Genomic DNA, 16722 nt, shown 5'->3' on the forward strand with positions numbered 1-16722 from the left:
AAATCACCGGGGATTAATTTCTGTAAATTCTTCAAAAATAGTATTGCTTAAATTCGTAATTTCTTCCCGAGGTATATTGTTAACTTTCAAGGCACTTCCAGGGATATGATAGATTTTGTTATTCTTGATCACTATATCTTCCCCTTTGGAAATATGAATTCCGCTTCCTTGTTTTTCAATTTCTCCTGTGTGATGGATAGTATTATTACTAATTGAAATCTGACTGGATATATCATTTTCAATTTTAATATTTCCGAGTAAAGAAATCGCATTTGCTCCTACATGGTCGATCAGACAACCAGCAATTGTATCATTTTTATTATAACCAGAAAACATGACTGCATTTCCTCCCAAATCACTAAAACTGCAACTTTCAATATTACAATTTTCTGTGCCGTTAAAAAGTAACGCTCCGCCCCTGTAAACATTCCAATTACTTCCGGAAACTGCTTCCTTACTTTCCATAAAGGACCGCTCATTATGCCTGAAATGCAGATTCCTGAAAACTACATTTCGCACAGGATTTTGGGCGGAACCTTGCAATTCTATACTGTTTTTCAAATTTGAAACTTCAATTACAGCATTTGATAAATCTGTTCTCTTTGCCGGATAGAAATATAAAAAGTTAAAGGTTTTATCAAAATACCATTCACCCGGAGCGTCCAGTTCTCCGAAAATATTTTCAACAAAATGAAGAGATTTATCCGGATGAACAGGTTTATTAAATTGCCATCCTCCATCCAGTTCTACATTGTCTGTATCATCCACCCCAGTAATCCGGTAATGCAAACTCCCTTTTTTGTATTCATCCAGCGCATGGAGATAACCTCCAACCGGATTTCCCCAGCTTAAAACACGAACATAATAAGTTGCATCCTCAGCGGTACCATTAAATATTCCAGCCGTGGTATCTGCATTCGGATAGCGCGCCATCGGTTGCGAAATGCCATTGACATATAATCTTTCAAAAGCAATTTCAGGAGAAACCACCGTTCTGAATATTCCGTTTCTGAATAATTGCCATTTTGTATTAATCTTTTTACCCGCACTTATAGTCACTTTTTCATTTCCAAAAGCCTTAATTACCAGCTCTTTGGGCAACTTTGCATCGCTCTTTATTACTATGGTTTCAGTTAAATAATACGTTCCAGCTCTCAATTGAATGCTCACCTTTTTTCCGAAAAAGCTTTCGCTGACAGCCAAAGCTTTATTCAAAGTTTTAAAGGGTTTTGCAAAAGTTCCGGCGTTGGTATCCTTCCCTCCTGTTGAAACATATATTTTATGAACCTGACCCACAGCAGGCTCAGCCAAAATAAAAAAATAGAAAAGAAGACAAAAACGCAGCATTAATCAGGCAAATTCAATTATGGATTTATTCTATTTTTTTAAGATCGTCAAATCGGTACAATCACCTTATTTTAAAAGAACCGATCCCTATTTCTTACTGCAAAAGCGGTATTAATTGTTTGTTTATTTTTCTAAATAAAGTGGTTCTTCTGGTCAGAGTTGAGTAGATTTGGGGCGATTCCGGAGAGGAGTATGGAGGCATATTTTTATTAAGTTAAAATATAAAATTACAAAGATAGGCTCTCTAACTTTTTCTGGAATATTTTCAGTTTTACTTACATAATTGCAACTCACCTATGGATAATTTCCTGGCTGCAAGATCTCAAATGGCCCTATCATTGGGTTTTCACATCATATTTTCCTGTATTGGTATGGTTATGCCGTTTTTCATGGCAGTAGCACATTACTACTATTTAAAGACCAATAAAATTGTTTACAAAAATGTAACAAAAGCGTGGAGTAAAGGCGTTGCTATCTTCTTTGCAACAGGCGCAGTTTCAGGTACAGTTTTATCCTTTGAACTGGGACTGCTCTGGCCTAAATTCATGGAACATGCAGGCCCCATTTTTGGTATGCCTTTTTCTTTGGAAGGAACTGCGTTTTTTATCGAGGCTATTGCCCTTGGATTCTTTTTATATGGCTGGGACCGCTTCAATAAATGGTTTCACTGGTTCACAGGTGTTATTGTAGGCGTAAGCGGACTGGCTTCCGGAATTCTTGTTGTAGCTGCAAATGCCTGGATGAACAGTCCGGCTGGGTTTGATTTTGTTGACGGACAATACATCAATGTAGATCCCATAAAGGCAATGTTCAACAAGGCCTGGTTTTCGCAATCCTTGCATATGTCAATCGCAGCTTTTGCTGCCACGGGTTTTGCCGTGGCGGGTGTTCATGCCCTGATGATCATCAGAAGACAAAATGTTTATTTTCATACCAAATCGTTCACCATAGCGGCAATTTTCGGTTGTGTGGCTGCGGTTCTTCAACCATTAAGCGGGGATATTTCAGCAAAAGATGTCGCGAAAAGACAACCCGCAAAACTTGCAGCTATGGAAGCTCATTTTTTTACTGAAAAATCTGCCGGACTCATAATTGGCGGAATTCCCGATCAAAAAAATAAAAAAGTTGATTACGCGATTAAAATTCCAGGCCTGCTAAGTTTTATGGCTCACGGAGATTTCAATTCAGAAGTGAAAGGCCTTGATCAGTTTCCCGAAAAAGATCAACCGTCAGTACCTATAACCCATTATGCTTTTCAGATTATGGTAGGTCTGGGAATGGCGATGATGGGCATTTCATTTTTGTATTTTCTTGCACTTTGGAGAAAGAAGACCTGGCTTCAGAGCGACTGGCTTCTTAAACTTTTCGTAGCGGCTACACCGCTTGGATTTCTGGCAGTTGAAGCCGGCTGGACGGTTACAGAAGTTGGCCGCCAGCCCTGGATTATTTACAATGTCATGCGCACGGCCGATGCTGTTACCCCTATGCCAGGCATTGGTTATTCATTTTATATGTTCACGCTCATGTATTTTTCACTCGCAGCAATCGTAAGTTTTATGCTATACCGTCAAATAAAAATGGTACCTAAACTCTACGATTTATCGGAAGAAGAACAAAAAAATCATGGCTAGATATTTCTACATTCCAGCACTCTATCATTCACCCATTCTATCACTCACTCATTAACAATATGTTATACGTAGTCATCATATTCCTCTGGACTTCTATCCTCCTTTACCTTTTGCTGGGCGGAGCGGATTTTGGAGCGGGAATTATTGAGCTCTTCACTTCGAAAGCCAATAAAATACAAACCAGAAAAACGCTTTATGAAGCTATTGGGCCAATATGGGAAGCTAATCATATGTGGCTGATCATTGCTATTGTGATATTATTTGTCGGTTTTCCGGTGATTTACAGCACTATGTCCGTTTACCTTCATATTCCTTTAACGATTATGCTTTTGGGTATTATCGCCAGGGGAACGGCTTTTACTTTCAGACATTACGATGCAGTAAAAGACGATATGCAGGATATTTACAATCCGATTTTTGAATATTCCAGCTTTGTTACGCCGTTTTTCCTGGGAATCATTGCCGGAAGCGCCGTATCGGGCCACATTGATTTAAAAGCGGATAACTTTTTAGACGCCTATATTTTCAGCTGGCTGCATTGGTTTTCTGTTTCAGTAGGATTATTTACTGTTACTATTTGTGGCTTTCTTGCCGCTGTTTTTCTGATCGGAGAAGCAGACAATGAACATGACCGTCAGCGTTTTATACGAAAGGCAAAAGCGTTCAATATTGCTGCGGTGATCTGCGGTTCACTGGTTTTCATTTCCTCGCTGATTGAAGGAATTCCGCTGATTGACTGGTTTTTTGGTAACATCGTGGGTATTATCGCGATTTCAGCAGCCACTTTATCTCTTGTTCTTCTTTGGTATCTGATGTACAAAGGGAAAGCAAATATTCTCCGGATTCTGGCTGGGTTTCAGGTTACCATGATCCTTTTAACAACTACTTATCGCCATTATCCCAATATTGTTATTTTGAAAAACGGCGGATATCTTTCACTGATCGAACACAGCGGTCATGAAAAAACCATATATGCGCTGGCAATGGCATTATTGATCGGAAGTATTTTTATTTTGCCAGCTTTATTTTATCTGATTTACAGCTTTCAAAAAAAGAAGGTTGATTATGCTACGGATTAATTTGGTATTTCCTTAAAATAAAATCAGCACAGCATTTTCGAATGCTTTCGAAAATGCTGTGCTGATTTTTGTTAAAACATTCACAAACTCATTCCTTATCCTCTTTGATAATTTTGAGCCCCCTTGTCCATCTCAACAATTCTTTAAGCATAACCTCAGCGGACCTGTACGAAGATTCTCCGGGAGAAAACACGCCTTCATCCGTGATATGCTGGGTAAACATCGGGAAGTTCACAGCATCATAAATCGGTACAATTTTAAAGGTCGAAAGATCTCCCTTCAAACTATTTGCAGATCTCGTACCGCCCGACAAACCACCATAACTGACAATTCCGGCAGCTTTGTAACCCCATTCATGAAAAAGATATTCCAACGCATTCCGTAACGGTGCCGGATAATTGAAGTCATATTCGGCCGTTACGAAAATAAATGCGTCGGCTTCTTCAATCGTTGCGCTCCACTTTTTGGAATGAGCATGTTCGTATTTTTTCATGACCGGATGATTGGCCTCATCCATCATCGGAAGTTTCAATTCCCCCAGATCAATAAGTTCAACGTTAAAATCCGGATTCTTCCGGGCTACTTCTGTAATCCACGCCGCCACCAGCGGACCTTTTCTGCCAGGTCTCACTGTCGACGATATAACTTTTAAATTATACATAAATCAGATTTATCGTTATAAACTATTACTGTCCAAACTCACCATCTGCTGTGATGGTAACTTCTTCACTAAGCATTGGCGGAGCAAATTTTGGACCAATACCGAAATCAGCACGTTTGATCGATCCAGTCGCACGAAAACCTGCCACAGACTTTTTGTTCATCTGATTTACAATCGTTCCGCGATACCACAGTTCCAGTGTTACTGGTTTTGTAACTCCGTGCATAGTTAGGTCTCCCGTAAGCTGGTATTTGTCTGCACCGGTTTTCTTGATCCCGGTACTTTTAAAAGTCAAATCAGGATTTGCAGTTGCGTCAAAGAAATCAGGTGACTTAAGATGCTCATTCCGTTTGTCAACACCTGTATTAATAGAAGCCGTTTTTGCAGTCAGCTCGAATGAGGCGTCACTAAAATCTGGTTTTGCAGCTTTAATTGTTGCATCAAAATCCGTAAATGCACCTGAAACAGTGGAAACGCCGTTATGCGTAATATCAAATTTCAGCTGCGAATGAGCTTTATCGGATTTCCAGGCGGTTTGTGCAAAACAGGCAATTGAAAAAACAGACAATAAAAGAACGAGGGAAATTTTCTTCATGATTAGAGCAAGTTTAATTGAAACGATTAGGTGATAAATTTGAAATAAAGCCCGACAGAAATTTATAAAATATTCCTGCAAACAGAAATGAGAACGATTAATTTATGAAGATTAAATGAGTAAATACAACATTATCAGCACTTTTATTTTATAATAATTTGAAGGTAATATTTTGACATAGTAAGATGTAAGGTTTTCAATTTATTCTATTATCGTGATGGAAAAGGATACGTTGCTCTGGCAGAGGTTTAAGGATGGAGACCGCACAGCCTTTGAGTCAATGCTAATACTATATTACCGGCCATTATTCGAGTATGGCAGGAAAATCATGCATGATCCTGATATGCTTAAAGATTGTATTCATGATCTTTTTACATCACTTTGGGAACGAAGAACTTCAATCGGTCAAACGGATCATATCAAGCCATATCTTTTAACAAGCCTGCGGAACAGAATTTTCAAAGAAAAACAAAGATCTGATTTGCTTGTCACAATAGAAGACTGGCAGGAAGAATCCGTTATGATGGAAGATGCCATTGAAATGAAAATTATTTCAACCGATTCTACACTTGAAAATGAGCATAGAATCCATCACATTATGCACACACTTACCCGTCGTCAGCAGGAAATAATTCATCTTAAATTTTATGAAAATCTGTCTAACGACGAAATAGCCGTTGTTATGGCTATCTCCCGCCCCGCTGTTTCCAATCTGCTGCATCAATCCCTTAAATTGTTTCGCGAGAAATGGCTTTCACTACTCTGCATGATTATAATTCTTTTTATATTATTTTGATAATCAGGAAGATACATTCCAATTAAATATATTTTCAAAATTTATAAAATTTTTTCAAGATTTTTTGATGATATCCGGGCACAACTGAGATTATACTTGTGTAAGCTCGTTACTTTTTGTGCTCTGATATGAAAGAATATAAAAATTACAATCTTGAAGATTTTCTGCTCGATGATTCTTTTAGAAACTGGGTACTTGGTGAGGATGTCCAACTGGATGAATTCTGGATTGATATTGGTCAGCGATATCCTGAAAAGCAAGCCGTAATTTCTCAGGCGAAAGATCTGATCCTGACCTGGCGAAGACAGAATTCGGCACTCACCAATGATGAGATTGAATTCCAGATTTCACGCATATTACGAAATACAGAAGCTGAGCCAGAATACGAACGCACTATCTGGTCAGTAAACTGGAAATTGTGGTCCGCTGCGGCAGTTGTGATCCTGGCCTTAGGAATTGGCTGGCAAATATGGCGGGGACTCAAACCTGTTCCCAAGCCTTTTACCTACAATGCCTATGTAATGGATACTCCCGTTCCATTGCATGAAATTGTCAATACAACTGATAAATCGTTGAAAGTTACTTTGCCGGACAGCAGTATCATTGAATTGACACCGAAAAGCAAAATAAGTTATTCACAACCTTTTGTAAGTAATAAAAAGAGAGAAGTTTTTCTTTTTGGAGAAGCACTTTTTAGCGTTACCAAAGATGTGCAAAATCCGTTTTTTGTGTATGCTAACGGACTTCTCACACGCGTTGTCGGTACTTGCTTTTTAGTAAAAGCGTCAGGCGAAAATGTTGAAGTTTTGGTAAGAAGCGGTCGTGTTTCTGTGGTTCCTATGAAAGATGTGAATAATCAGAAAAAACGCAATACCGAATTATTGCTCACCCCAAATCAGCAGGCTACGTTCTCCGCAAAAGATAATCTGATATCAAAATCAATCATTGAAACGCCTGTTGCATTAGTCAAAGTTGATACAAAACCGGATTTCAATTTTGAGAATAAACCTATTTCAACCGTTTTTTCAACCCTTGAAAAGGTATACGGAATTCCATTTATCTATGACAATACCCTTATGAATAAATGTTTCCTTAGAGTAAAACTTAATGACGAACCTTTCTTTACCAAACTGGACATCATCTGCCAGACTATCGGAGCTACGTATCGGATCAGCGACGGACAGGTAATTATTACCAGTGAAGGTTGTCAGTAATTCACTAATACTTAACCCTTAACCACTCAATTCTATGCAAAAAAAATAATTCTATTAAAGAAAATCCGGTAATGGGTTCAGCATTACCGGATTTGTAACCCCCTGATTTCCAAGCAATGCATGATGCTCCATACTATGGAGCCAGAGAGAGCTTTGTGATTTGTCATACCCAAAACCATCGAAATTTATGAAAAAAAATAGTATTCCGCTAAATTATTTAGTGACAGCGATGAAAGTTACCCTGGTACCCTTTTTAGTCTCGCTTTTATTTACCGGCCTTGCTTTTGCCAGGGACGGGTTGGCACAGGAACTTTTGAAGCGCCCTATCTCGATCCAGGCGGATCAGGAGGAGTTGAAGACAGTTCTCAACTCCATTGAAAAAACAACAAAAGTAAGATTTTCATATATCCCCTCGCTGATACAAAAGCAAAAGGTTAGTATTTCGGCCAGCAACCAACGGCTGGATGCGGTGCTTGAAAAATTACTTATTCCATTACAAATTAAATATACAGTATCCGGAAACTATATTATACTAAACAAAAAAACGGCCGCAGCACCCGTTCGGGATGATAACCTGGAAACGCTGGTCCCCCTTCCTTATCTACATTCCCGGGAAGTAACGCTGAAAGGAACCATCGCTTCCGCTGATACAAAAGAACCGTTGCCCGGCGTCAGTATCGTGCTGAAAGGAACATCCCAGGGCACAACGGCAGATGCGGGAGGAAATTTTGAGATCACTGCTCCAAGTGCTGAATCTATATTGGTTTTTAGTTTTGTAGGATATGAATCCCAGGAAATTATTGTTGGAAACCGTTCCAGTTTACAGGTTTTATTAAAATCGGATGTAAAAGCATTATCCGAAGTTGTGGTTGTTGGTTATGGTACCCAAAAGCGCTCAGATCTGACAGGTTCAGTGTCGTCTGTGAAAGCTGAGGATGTCAAAAACCTTCCCGTACGCAGCGTTACCGAAGCGCTTCAAGGCCGTGCCGCAGGTGTACAGGTTACAAGGAATGACGGATCGCCGGGAGCAAGTTCGGATATTGTTATACGTGGCGTTGGTTCTATCGGAGGTATGTCGCCTTTATACATTGTGGATGGAATCCGGATGTCTGCCGGAAGCAATTTCAACATGCAGGATGTTGAGTCCATTGAAATCCTGAAAGATGCCAGTGCAGCAGCAATTTATGGAGCACAGGCAGCTGGTGGAGTTGTACTGGTTACAACAAAACGTGGGAAAACATTGGATAAAATGACCATTAATTTCAATGCTTATTATGGTGTCAGGAAACCCTTAAATCTGTACAGTTTATTAAACACAGCAGATTATATCAAAGCCAAATCAGCTTTCGGCGTAGCTACCAGCAGCTGGGGTGATCCAAATACTTTACCGGACAACGACTGGGTTAAAGACTTGTATACCAATGCAAAAGAGCAAAGTTATTCCCTGTCCATGTCGGGTGCAACGGCCAAAACAAACTACTATCTATCAGCAAATTATCAGCGCGAAGGCGGTACGATGATTGATAATTATTTCGAACGGTATGGTCTGCGTTCCAATACAGATTTCAAAATCAGCAGAAAACTAAAAGTTGGAGAAACACTTTATGCATGGGCCACCAAGACCAACCCGATGGTAACCAATACATTCCCGTTTCGTTCTGCTCCCGTTGTAGGGATTTACGACGAAACCAATACCTACGGCGGCTGGGCTAAAACAGGAACATTTTTTACCGGGCCAAATCTCGTGGGACAGGAATACCAGAATCATATGCAAAATGCGACTAACGCACTCGAAGGAAGCTTGTATGCCGATCTGGAAATCATCAAGGGATTAAATCTTCGTTCAACCGTAGGTTTGTCTTATTATAACGATAACAATTACCGGTTCAATGAAGCTTATGATTATGGTACGGTATCGAATCATACGGCCTTTTTGAGCAAAGATAACAACAGCAGGAAAAACCTGACGGCCAATTTTGTACTTACTTATGTAAAAAACTTTGGCAAACATGAATTGAAGGCTCTTGCTGGTTATGAAGCATATAAATCAGATATTAGTTCACTCCATGCTGAGGCTCGTGGATTTCCATATGTAACTTATAATCTTGGACTTACAAACAATCCGAGCAGTTATGTTGCGGGTGGTGGAGATCTTCCTCAAACACGGTTACTTTCACAATTTGGACGTATCAATTATTCATATTCCGACAAATATTTATTCACGGCCACAGTTCGCCGGGATGGCTCGGACCGTTTTGGCCCGAATAATAAATTTGGTGTTTTCCCCTCAGCTTCTGTGGGTTGGAAACTGAATGAAGAAGCGTTTATCCGCGATAACCTTAGCTACGTTTCAAATCTTAAAGTAAGAGCAAGTTATGGTAAACTGGGAAGTACAAGTAACATTCCCCAATATACTTATCAAGCTTCCTATGGCGGTTCGGGCGGTACAAATGCGCAGGGATTGCCAGACGGAACGCGTTCAAAAGGGTATTCTTTAACCGCGCAGCTTGCCAACCAGAATATCAAATGGGAATCGGTTCTTCAGACAGACATCGGTTTGGATATGGGCTTTTTGAAAAATGCTTTAAACATCACCGTCGATTGGTACAGCCGCCAAACCCAGGATATGATTTATCAGGTTCCGGTGCCAAGTTCAGCGGGTTTTAATAATACTTCTGTTTTCACAAACATTGGTAAAATGAGTAATAAAGGGCTTGAAATTGCAGCAGATTATCGTGGTAAAAAAGGCTCTTTCACGTATGGAATTACGGCCAATGCCTCGTTCAACAAAAACCTCGTAAAGAAACTTGACGGAACAAATAACAATCCGATCAATGACGGCTCAGCAGGCGATTATCTGGAAAGCGTAGTGGCCAGAACAGAGGCAGGAAGACCAATGAGCCAGTTTTACGGATATAAAGTTGAAGGAATTTTCAAAACCGATGCAGAAGTTCAGGCACTCAATGAAAAAGCACAACAGGCTTCTGGCGGAGCAACAGGCGTTTTTTACCAGGCCGCAGCAACCGGAGCAGGAGATCTTCAATTTAAGGATGTAAACGGTGATGGAAAAATCACTACGGCTGATAAAACCTTCATTGGAAATCCCTGGCCTAAAATGACTTATGGTTTCACATTAAATGCCGGTTGGAAAGGATTTGAAATTACGGCTCTATTCCAGGGTGTTCAGGGTGTGGATGTTTTCAATGGTAACAAATATTATACTCAGTTTTTTGTAGGTGATTATAATACAACGAAAGACATTTTCAAAACATCGTTTTTTAATGGCAATGGCCTTACCAGCGAACCAAGAATTGGATACAAAGCGGCGGATGGAACCTACGTTCGTGATCCTAATTCAAACTATACCCGCATTTCTTCTTTTGCAATTGAAAATGGATCTTTCCTCAAGCTGAGAAATTTGCAGATCGGTTATAACCTTCCAAAAAGTGTTCTTCAATCTTTGAAAATCTCGGATCTGAAAATTTATTTACAGGGTCAAAACCTGCTGACTTTCACGAAATACTCAGGACTTGATCCCGAAGTATTGGGCCGGAATGGTACAACAGGAAGAGGTATCGATGCGATTTATTCTTATCCGCGTACCGCGCTTTATTCTTTGGGTATCAACTTGACTTTTTAAGAGGCCAGTATTATAAGTAACCGAAAACGATATTTCTAAAATGAAAATAATACAAAAGCTTTTCATCCTTGCCTTTCTGCTTTGTTTGGCATCCTGCTCCGAAGATTTCATAAATGTTGATAATGCCGGAGCCATTTCAGTTGCCAGTTATCCAAACTCAGTATCTGACCTTGAACAATTATTAACTGGCGTTTACGGAACTACGCATTCGTCTGGATTGTACGGTCACCATATGTTAGTAAAACATACCTGGATGTGGGATCATACGGCTGATCTTAGCTGGCAGGGATCGCCGGACTGGATTGGACTTTCCCAGAATAATGCTGTTTCCAGTTATCCCTTTTTGCAGGCAACGTGGACCGATACCTGGCGTGGCGTTCAGCGCTGCAATACCTTACTGGCAGCTCTTGAAACGTATCGAGCCAAAGCGTCGGCGACAGATATGGCTAACATTGATCTGATAAAAGGACAAACTCTTTTTCTACGCGCATTTTTCTATTTCCACTTGACCACAGCCTGGGGCGAAACATTTATTGTAAACGGTGTTGGCGGAGACAAAATGGGTGTTCCTATTCTTAAAACTACGTCTGCCAGTCTGGCTGAAACTCAGGTTTCAAGAAATACCGTTAAAGAATGCTGGGATTTTATCGTAAGTGACCTGAAAGCATCTGAAACACTATTGGCCGGAAAAACCTGGACTGGTGCTGCTGACAAACATAAAGTAAGTATCTGGGCGGTGAAAGCATTTCTTTCCAAAGTATATGTTTTCACGGAGGATTGGACGGATGCCAAAACATACCTGACCGACGTGATTACCAACAGCGGGAAATCGCTTGTCCCTTTTGATACATATAAAACGATGTTTAACGGTCAAAATGAGTTCAATGCAGAATCATTGTACGAGCTTAATTTTAATGTTGATCTGACTTATACCGGTACAAATGATTTGTCAATGGGATGCAGTATTGGGATGGTGATTGCCCCTACTTATGTTGGACCTACCGGAGCTGCTTCAGCTTCTGCCTGGTCCAATTTATTTCCGCACGCAAAAAACCTGACACGTTTTGGCTTCAATCTTGGACATTATTTTCCTGCCGGTGTAACGACAGCAAATATTGCCAATGTCGATCAGTCTTATGTTACAAGATCCATTGCGGCAAGAAATGCGAAAACTGTTGATCCAAGATTGTGGGTTGCCTGTCAGCAGCCATATGTGGATTCTATGGTTGTAAATGGCGTTAAAAAGCCAATTTCCCACTATCTGGATATTACAGAAACCGACATGGAAGCATGGAGTTTCCGAAAATACACCAACATTACGGGTACAGAAGCAGAAGTGAATATGGCAAATGGAAATAATATTCTCTGGCTGCGCATGGCTGATATGTATTTACTTTATGCTGAAACACTTACGCATACCGGAGACAATGCTACGGCACTTGAATATGTCAACAAAGTACACCGCAGGGCATATAATTTGCCCATTAATACTCCCTCGGCTGTTGACTATGCCAGCCTCACTGCCGCCACAAAAGCAACGGATAATGTCCTGAAAAACGATCCTTTAAAATATGAACGGTGGGCCGAATTGTTTGGTGAGGCCGGATGGTGGTATGACGTGTGCCGATGGAAACTCGGGCCACAGGAAGCTGCTTATTATCAAAAAGTACGAGGTGGTACAATTCAATGGAATGATGCCACAGATTATGCACAACCGATTCCGATTAATGAGTTAAATGCGAATGTTAATATGAAACAAAATCCTGGTTATTAAGCAGATAAAGAACCCGGATCAGTATTAAGCTGATCTGGGTTCAAAATAAAAATCAACATTATAACTGTCATTTTTATAGGTAGGTGGAGAATTTCGTGACCAGTCGTAACACGGTTTCGGATTTGATATAAATTAGAAATGTCGGTTCAGGTCATTCACTTTTATATCAAAGATCACTTTCTGCCAGGAGATGAGTAAAAGATTATTGTTTTATGACTAATTCTTTCGTCAACTTTCGCAAGATAAAACATCACCAGTTATTCATATTAATTGCTTGTTCACTTTGCCTTTCAGCTGTTTTCCTTGCATTTATTAGTCCGAACAAAATAACAATCGAAGAAGAAACCGGTAAAAACTGGCCGGGTTACGGAGGGAATAAAGCTGGAAACCGCTACTCCCCACTTTCACAGATCAATACAGGAAATGTTGCAACACTGAAAGTAGCCTGGCAATACGACGCAGCAAAAAGACCGGAAGGAAGTCCGGCACCAAAACGCCAGATGGAAATCCAGTGCCAACCTATTGTCATCGATGGTATTTTATACGGAACCACGCCAAACCTAAATCTTTTTGCCATAAAAGCAGACACTGGCGAAGAACTCTGGAAATTTGATCCGTTCAAAGACAAAACGCCAAGATTTCATGTCAGTCGTGGCGTAATGTATTGGGCAAATGGAATGGACAAAAGGATTTTATACACCGCAGGCCCTCAGCTTTTTGCTCTCGATGCCGCCACAGGAAAACCCGTTGAAAGTTTTGGAGAAAAGGGTATCGTTGATCTGCGCGAAGGCACCTCTGATAATCTCGACCGGGATAAAAGTAAAATGTCCGTTGACGCCACCAGCCCGGGTGTGATCTATAAAAATATGCTCGTGATCGGTTCCCGGGTTTCTGAATACGGCGATGCCGCTCCCGGCACTATCCGCGGTTTCGATATCCTAACCGGTACACTAAAATGGGCATTTCACACAATTCCTCAACCGGGTGAAAAAGGCTATGAAACATGGCCAAAGGATGCGTGGAAAAAAATGGGCGGAGCCAACAACTGGGCAGGGATGGTAATGGATGAAAAACGAGGTGCAGTTTATTTTGGAACAGGCTCGCCATCCGTCGATTTTTATGGCGTTGACCGTGAAGGGAAAAACCTGTATGCGAATTGTGTGATTTCTCTCAACGCCGAAACAGGAAAACTGAACTGGTATTATCAAACGGTTCATCACGATTTGTGGGACCGGGATATTTCCTGTCAGCCTAATCTGGTCCGGGTAAAAAGCAAAGCGCATATGGTTGATGCTGTGGCTCAGGCTACAAAGGATGGTTTGCTATTTCTCTTAAATCGTGATACCGGACTTCCTTTATTTCCAGTCGAGGAACGTTCTGCTGCTACCAATTATAAATTACCCGGAGAACATCCCTGGCCTACACAACCCTATCCGACAAAACCAGCCCCCTTTTCACGTCAGGTTTTCACAGAAAATGAAATCACCAATATCTCTCCCGAGGCAAATGCTTTTGTAAAAGCGAAATTTGATCAAAGCCGCTCCGGAAATAAATACATGCCGCCAAGTAAGGAAGGCACGCTGTATCTTGGCATTGGCGGTGGTGCGGAATGGGGCGGAAATGCTGCCGACCCTGATGGAATTCTTTATCAAAATGGAAACGAAATGGTCTGGGACTTAAAAATGCTGGACTTTAAAGTACCAAACGTTGATGAAGGTATTACTGGAAAATCACTTTACATGCGCAATTGTGCCGCATGCCACCGCTCAGACCGCTTGGGTAGCGGACAGGAATATCCCAATCTTGTCAGTGTGGGAAGCCGACTTTCGAAGGACGATATCAATACGATTATTAAAAGTGGTCGCGGCAGAATGCCTTCTTTTCAACATATCCCGGAGAAAGAACGTGAAGCACTTGTGAATTTTCTGCTTGGTATTGACACCAAAGCCGTAGCCTCCACAGACAATCACAGTGCCACCGCTGCACCGGAAACAACATCAAAAAAATCAGATTTCCCCTATATCCCACCCTACATAAACAACGGTTGGACAAGGTTTTTTGACCAGAATGGTTATCCTGCAATAAAACCACCATGGGGAACTTTAAATGCGATTGACCTGAATACGGGAAAATATTTATGGCGCGTTCCACTCGGAGAATTTCCGGAACTGACGAAAAAAGGGATTCCAATCACAGGAACTGAAAATTACGGAGGCCCTATTGTTACAGCGGGCGGACTGGTTTTTATCGCCGCTACCAAAGACGAACGGATCAGGGCTTTTGATAAAAAAACAGGAAAAGTTGTCTGGGAATACCAGCTACCCGCCGGAGGTTTTGCCACGCCCATAACCTATCAGGTGAACGGAAAACAATATGTGGTAATTGCTGCGGGAGGTTCTAAAAATGGTCACAAACCTGGTGGTTCCTACATCGCTTTTGCGCTGCCATAAATTCTGTAAACAAAAACTATTACTAAACCCTATATTTTTACAACGACCTGTTGCCAAACCTTTTAACCCGTTACCCATGTTTAAAAACAAAAAAGACAACTCCGATTTTAACCGTCGCGATACGCTGCGAATGATTGCCGCCGGATCAACCGCCGGATTATTAAGTCTCTTTGGAGAAAATTCACAAGCCCACGCAAGAGAGCATTACAGCACTCCCGCCTATCAAAAGGGCCTGGCTCCGATAAAAATAAAAAGCGTAAAAGCCATTGCCACAGCCCCGCAAGGCTCCAATCTAATTATTGTAAAAGTAGAAACAACCGAGCCAGGTTTATATGGATTGGGGTGCGCCACCTTTACACAACGTGCCGTATCTGTAGTTACCGCAATTAATTCTTATCTTAATGAATTTTGCACGGGCAAGGATGTCGATAACATTGAGGATATGTGGCAGTCCACTTATGTAAGTTCCTATTGGCGGAATGGGCCTGTATTAAATAACGCTCTTAGCGGATTGGACGAAGCGCTGTGGGATATCAAGGGAAAACGCGCCAACATGCCAGTTTATCAACTACTTGGCGGAAAGGCACGTTTTGCAATTCCGTGTTATACACACGCCAACGGAAATTCACCGGAAGCTACGGCGGATAATGCTCAGGAAATTATGGACAAAGGTTTTAAATATGTCCGTATCCAACAAGGCGGTTATGGAGCGGTTGGCAGTACGGAGCAGAAACCGGATTTTAAAACGGCTGGTTTTGGTGGAGAAGGCGACAGCTTCATGAATGAGCGGGCGTACCTGAAATCGGTTCCCAAACTTTTTGAAGTAGTACGAAAAAAATGTGGTGACGAGGTTGAACTGCTTCATGATGTGCATGAAAGGGTGCAGCCGATGGACGCGATCAACATGATCAAGGCCGTAGAACAATACCGACCGTTTTTTATTGAAGATCCGTTTTCTCCGGAAAATATGGGATGGTTCAAACAACTTCGCCAAAGTACCACGGTACCGATTGCGATGGGTGAATTATTTAACAATGTTAATGAATTCAGAGATCCGATGGCCAATCAGATGTTTGATTATATTCGCTGTCACGTTTCTCAGATTGGTGGTATCACTCCTGCCATGAAAGTGGCCCGTTTGGGAGAATGGTATAATGTAAAAACGGCCTGGCATGGCCCGGGCGATGTTTCTCCGGTAGGTCATGCAGCACATGCACACATCGATCTGGCTATCTGGAATTTTGGTATTCAGGAAGCTGTAAGTTTTAATGACAAAACCCAGGCTATTTTCTCGGGTTGTCCAACGATGAAAAATGGCTATATGTCTGTGAACGAAGCTCCCGGACTTGGCGTGGACATTAATGAAAAAGAAGCAGCCAAATATCCGATAACAACCAAATCAAACTGGCAGGTAAGGAAATTTGACGGCACGATTATCCGGCCTTAGTTTTTTTAGGTTACACGGAGAACCACAGAGGAAAAAGAGATACACAGAGTTATTTGAATTTAAATCTCTGTGTCCCTCTTTTTTGCTC

The 16722-nt window shown here is 41.2% G+C and carries 11 protein-coding genes; 8 read left to right on the plus strand and 3 right to left on the minus strand.

Annotation, left to right across the window (positions count from 1 at the left end):
- Nucleotides 1-3: 3 nt before the first annotated feature.
- Nucleotides 4-1347, minus strand: a complete 1344-nt coding sequence (locus FZF08_RS26590) for a right-handed parallel beta-helix repeat-containing protein (protein ID WP_159476123.1) — start codon at nucleotides 1345-1347, stop codon at nucleotides 4-6.
- Nucleotides 1348-1643: 296 nt separating this feature from the next.
- On the opposite strand from FZF08_RS26590, the gene FZF08_RS26595 reads away from it, so the two are divergent.
- Complete coding sequence (locus FZF08_RS26595; RefSeq protein WP_159476125.1) at nucleotides 1644-2978, plus strand: cytochrome ubiquinol oxidase subunit I; 1335 nt, start codon at nucleotides 1644-1646, stop codon at nucleotides 2976-2978.
- 59 nt (nucleotides 2979-3037) lie between these two features.
- Nucleotides 3038-4057 carry a cytochrome d ubiquinol oxidase subunit II gene (locus tag FZF08_RS26600; protein ID WP_159476127.1) on the plus strand — a complete coding sequence of 340 codons (1020 nt, stop codon included), beginning with the start codon at nucleotides 3038-3040 and terminating at the stop codon, nucleotides 4055-4057.
- A gap of 88 nt (nucleotides 4058-4145) precedes the next feature.
- Here FZF08_RS26600 and FZF08_RS26605 read toward each other — a convergent pair whose 3' ends face one another.
- Nucleotides 4146-4718 carry an NADPH-dependent FMN reductase gene (locus FZF08_RS26605; protein WP_159476129.1) on the minus strand — a complete coding sequence of 191 codons (573 nt, stop codon included), beginning with the start codon at nucleotides 4716-4718 and terminating at the stop codon, nucleotides 4146-4148.
- A gap of 25 nt (nucleotides 4719-4743) precedes the next feature.
- Nucleotides 4744-5313, minus strand: a complete 570-nt coding sequence (locus tag FZF08_RS26610; RefSeq protein WP_159476132.1) for a YceI family protein — start codon at nucleotides 5311-5313, stop codon at nucleotides 4744-4746.
- Nucleotides 5314-5530: 217 nt separating this feature from the next.
- Here FZF08_RS26610 and FZF08_RS26615 point away from each other — a divergent pair, with 217 nt between their 5' ends.
- From FZF08_RS26615 to FZF08_RS26640, 6 genes are all read left to right on the plus strand, one after another.
- Entirely contained in the window at nucleotides 5531-6109 is a 579-nt protein-coding gene (locus FZF08_RS26615) for an RNA polymerase sigma factor (RefSeq protein WP_159476135.1), read from the plus strand.
- 128 nt (nucleotides 6110-6237) lie between these two features.
- Nucleotides 6238-7323, plus strand: coding sequence for a FecR family protein (locus tag FZF08_RS26620; RefSeq protein ID WP_159476138.1), 1086 nt, complete (start codon nucleotides 6238-6240; stop codon nucleotides 7321-7323).
- Between the two features lie 187 nt (nucleotides 7324-7510).
- Nucleotides 7511-10963 carry a TonB-dependent receptor gene (locus FZF08_RS26625; protein ID WP_159476141.1) on the plus strand — a complete coding sequence of 1151 codons (3453 nt, stop codon included), beginning with the start codon at nucleotides 7511-7513 and terminating at the stop codon, nucleotides 10961-10963.
- A 40-nt stretch (nucleotides 10964-11003) separates the two neighbouring features.
- The gene (locus FZF08_RS26630; protein ID WP_159476144.1) at nucleotides 11004-12737 is read left to right on the plus strand and encodes a RagB/SusD family nutrient uptake outer membrane protein; all 1734 of its coding nucleotides are present in this window, start codon (nucleotides 11004-11006) and stop codon (nucleotides 12735-12737) included.
- Between the two features lie 212 nt (nucleotides 12738-12949).
- Nucleotides 12950-15187, plus strand: coding sequence for a PQQ-binding-like beta-propeller repeat protein (locus FZF08_RS26635; RefSeq protein ID WP_159476147.1), 2238 nt, complete (start codon nucleotides 12950-12952; stop codon nucleotides 15185-15187).
- A 130-nt stretch (nucleotides 15188-15317) separates the two neighbouring features.
- Nucleotides 15318-16634, plus strand: coding sequence for an enolase C-terminal domain-like protein (locus tag FZF08_RS26640; RefSeq protein ID WP_159476256.1), 1317 nt, complete (start codon nucleotides 15318-15320; stop codon nucleotides 16632-16634).
- The last annotated feature ends 88 nt before the right edge of the window (nucleotides 16635-16722 follow it).

Source organism: Dyadobacter sp. 3J3, from assembly GCF_009801115.1.
In the GTDB taxonomy this organism is placed as follows: Bacteria; Bacteroidota; Bacteroidia; order Cytophagales; family Spirosomataceae; genus Dyadobacter.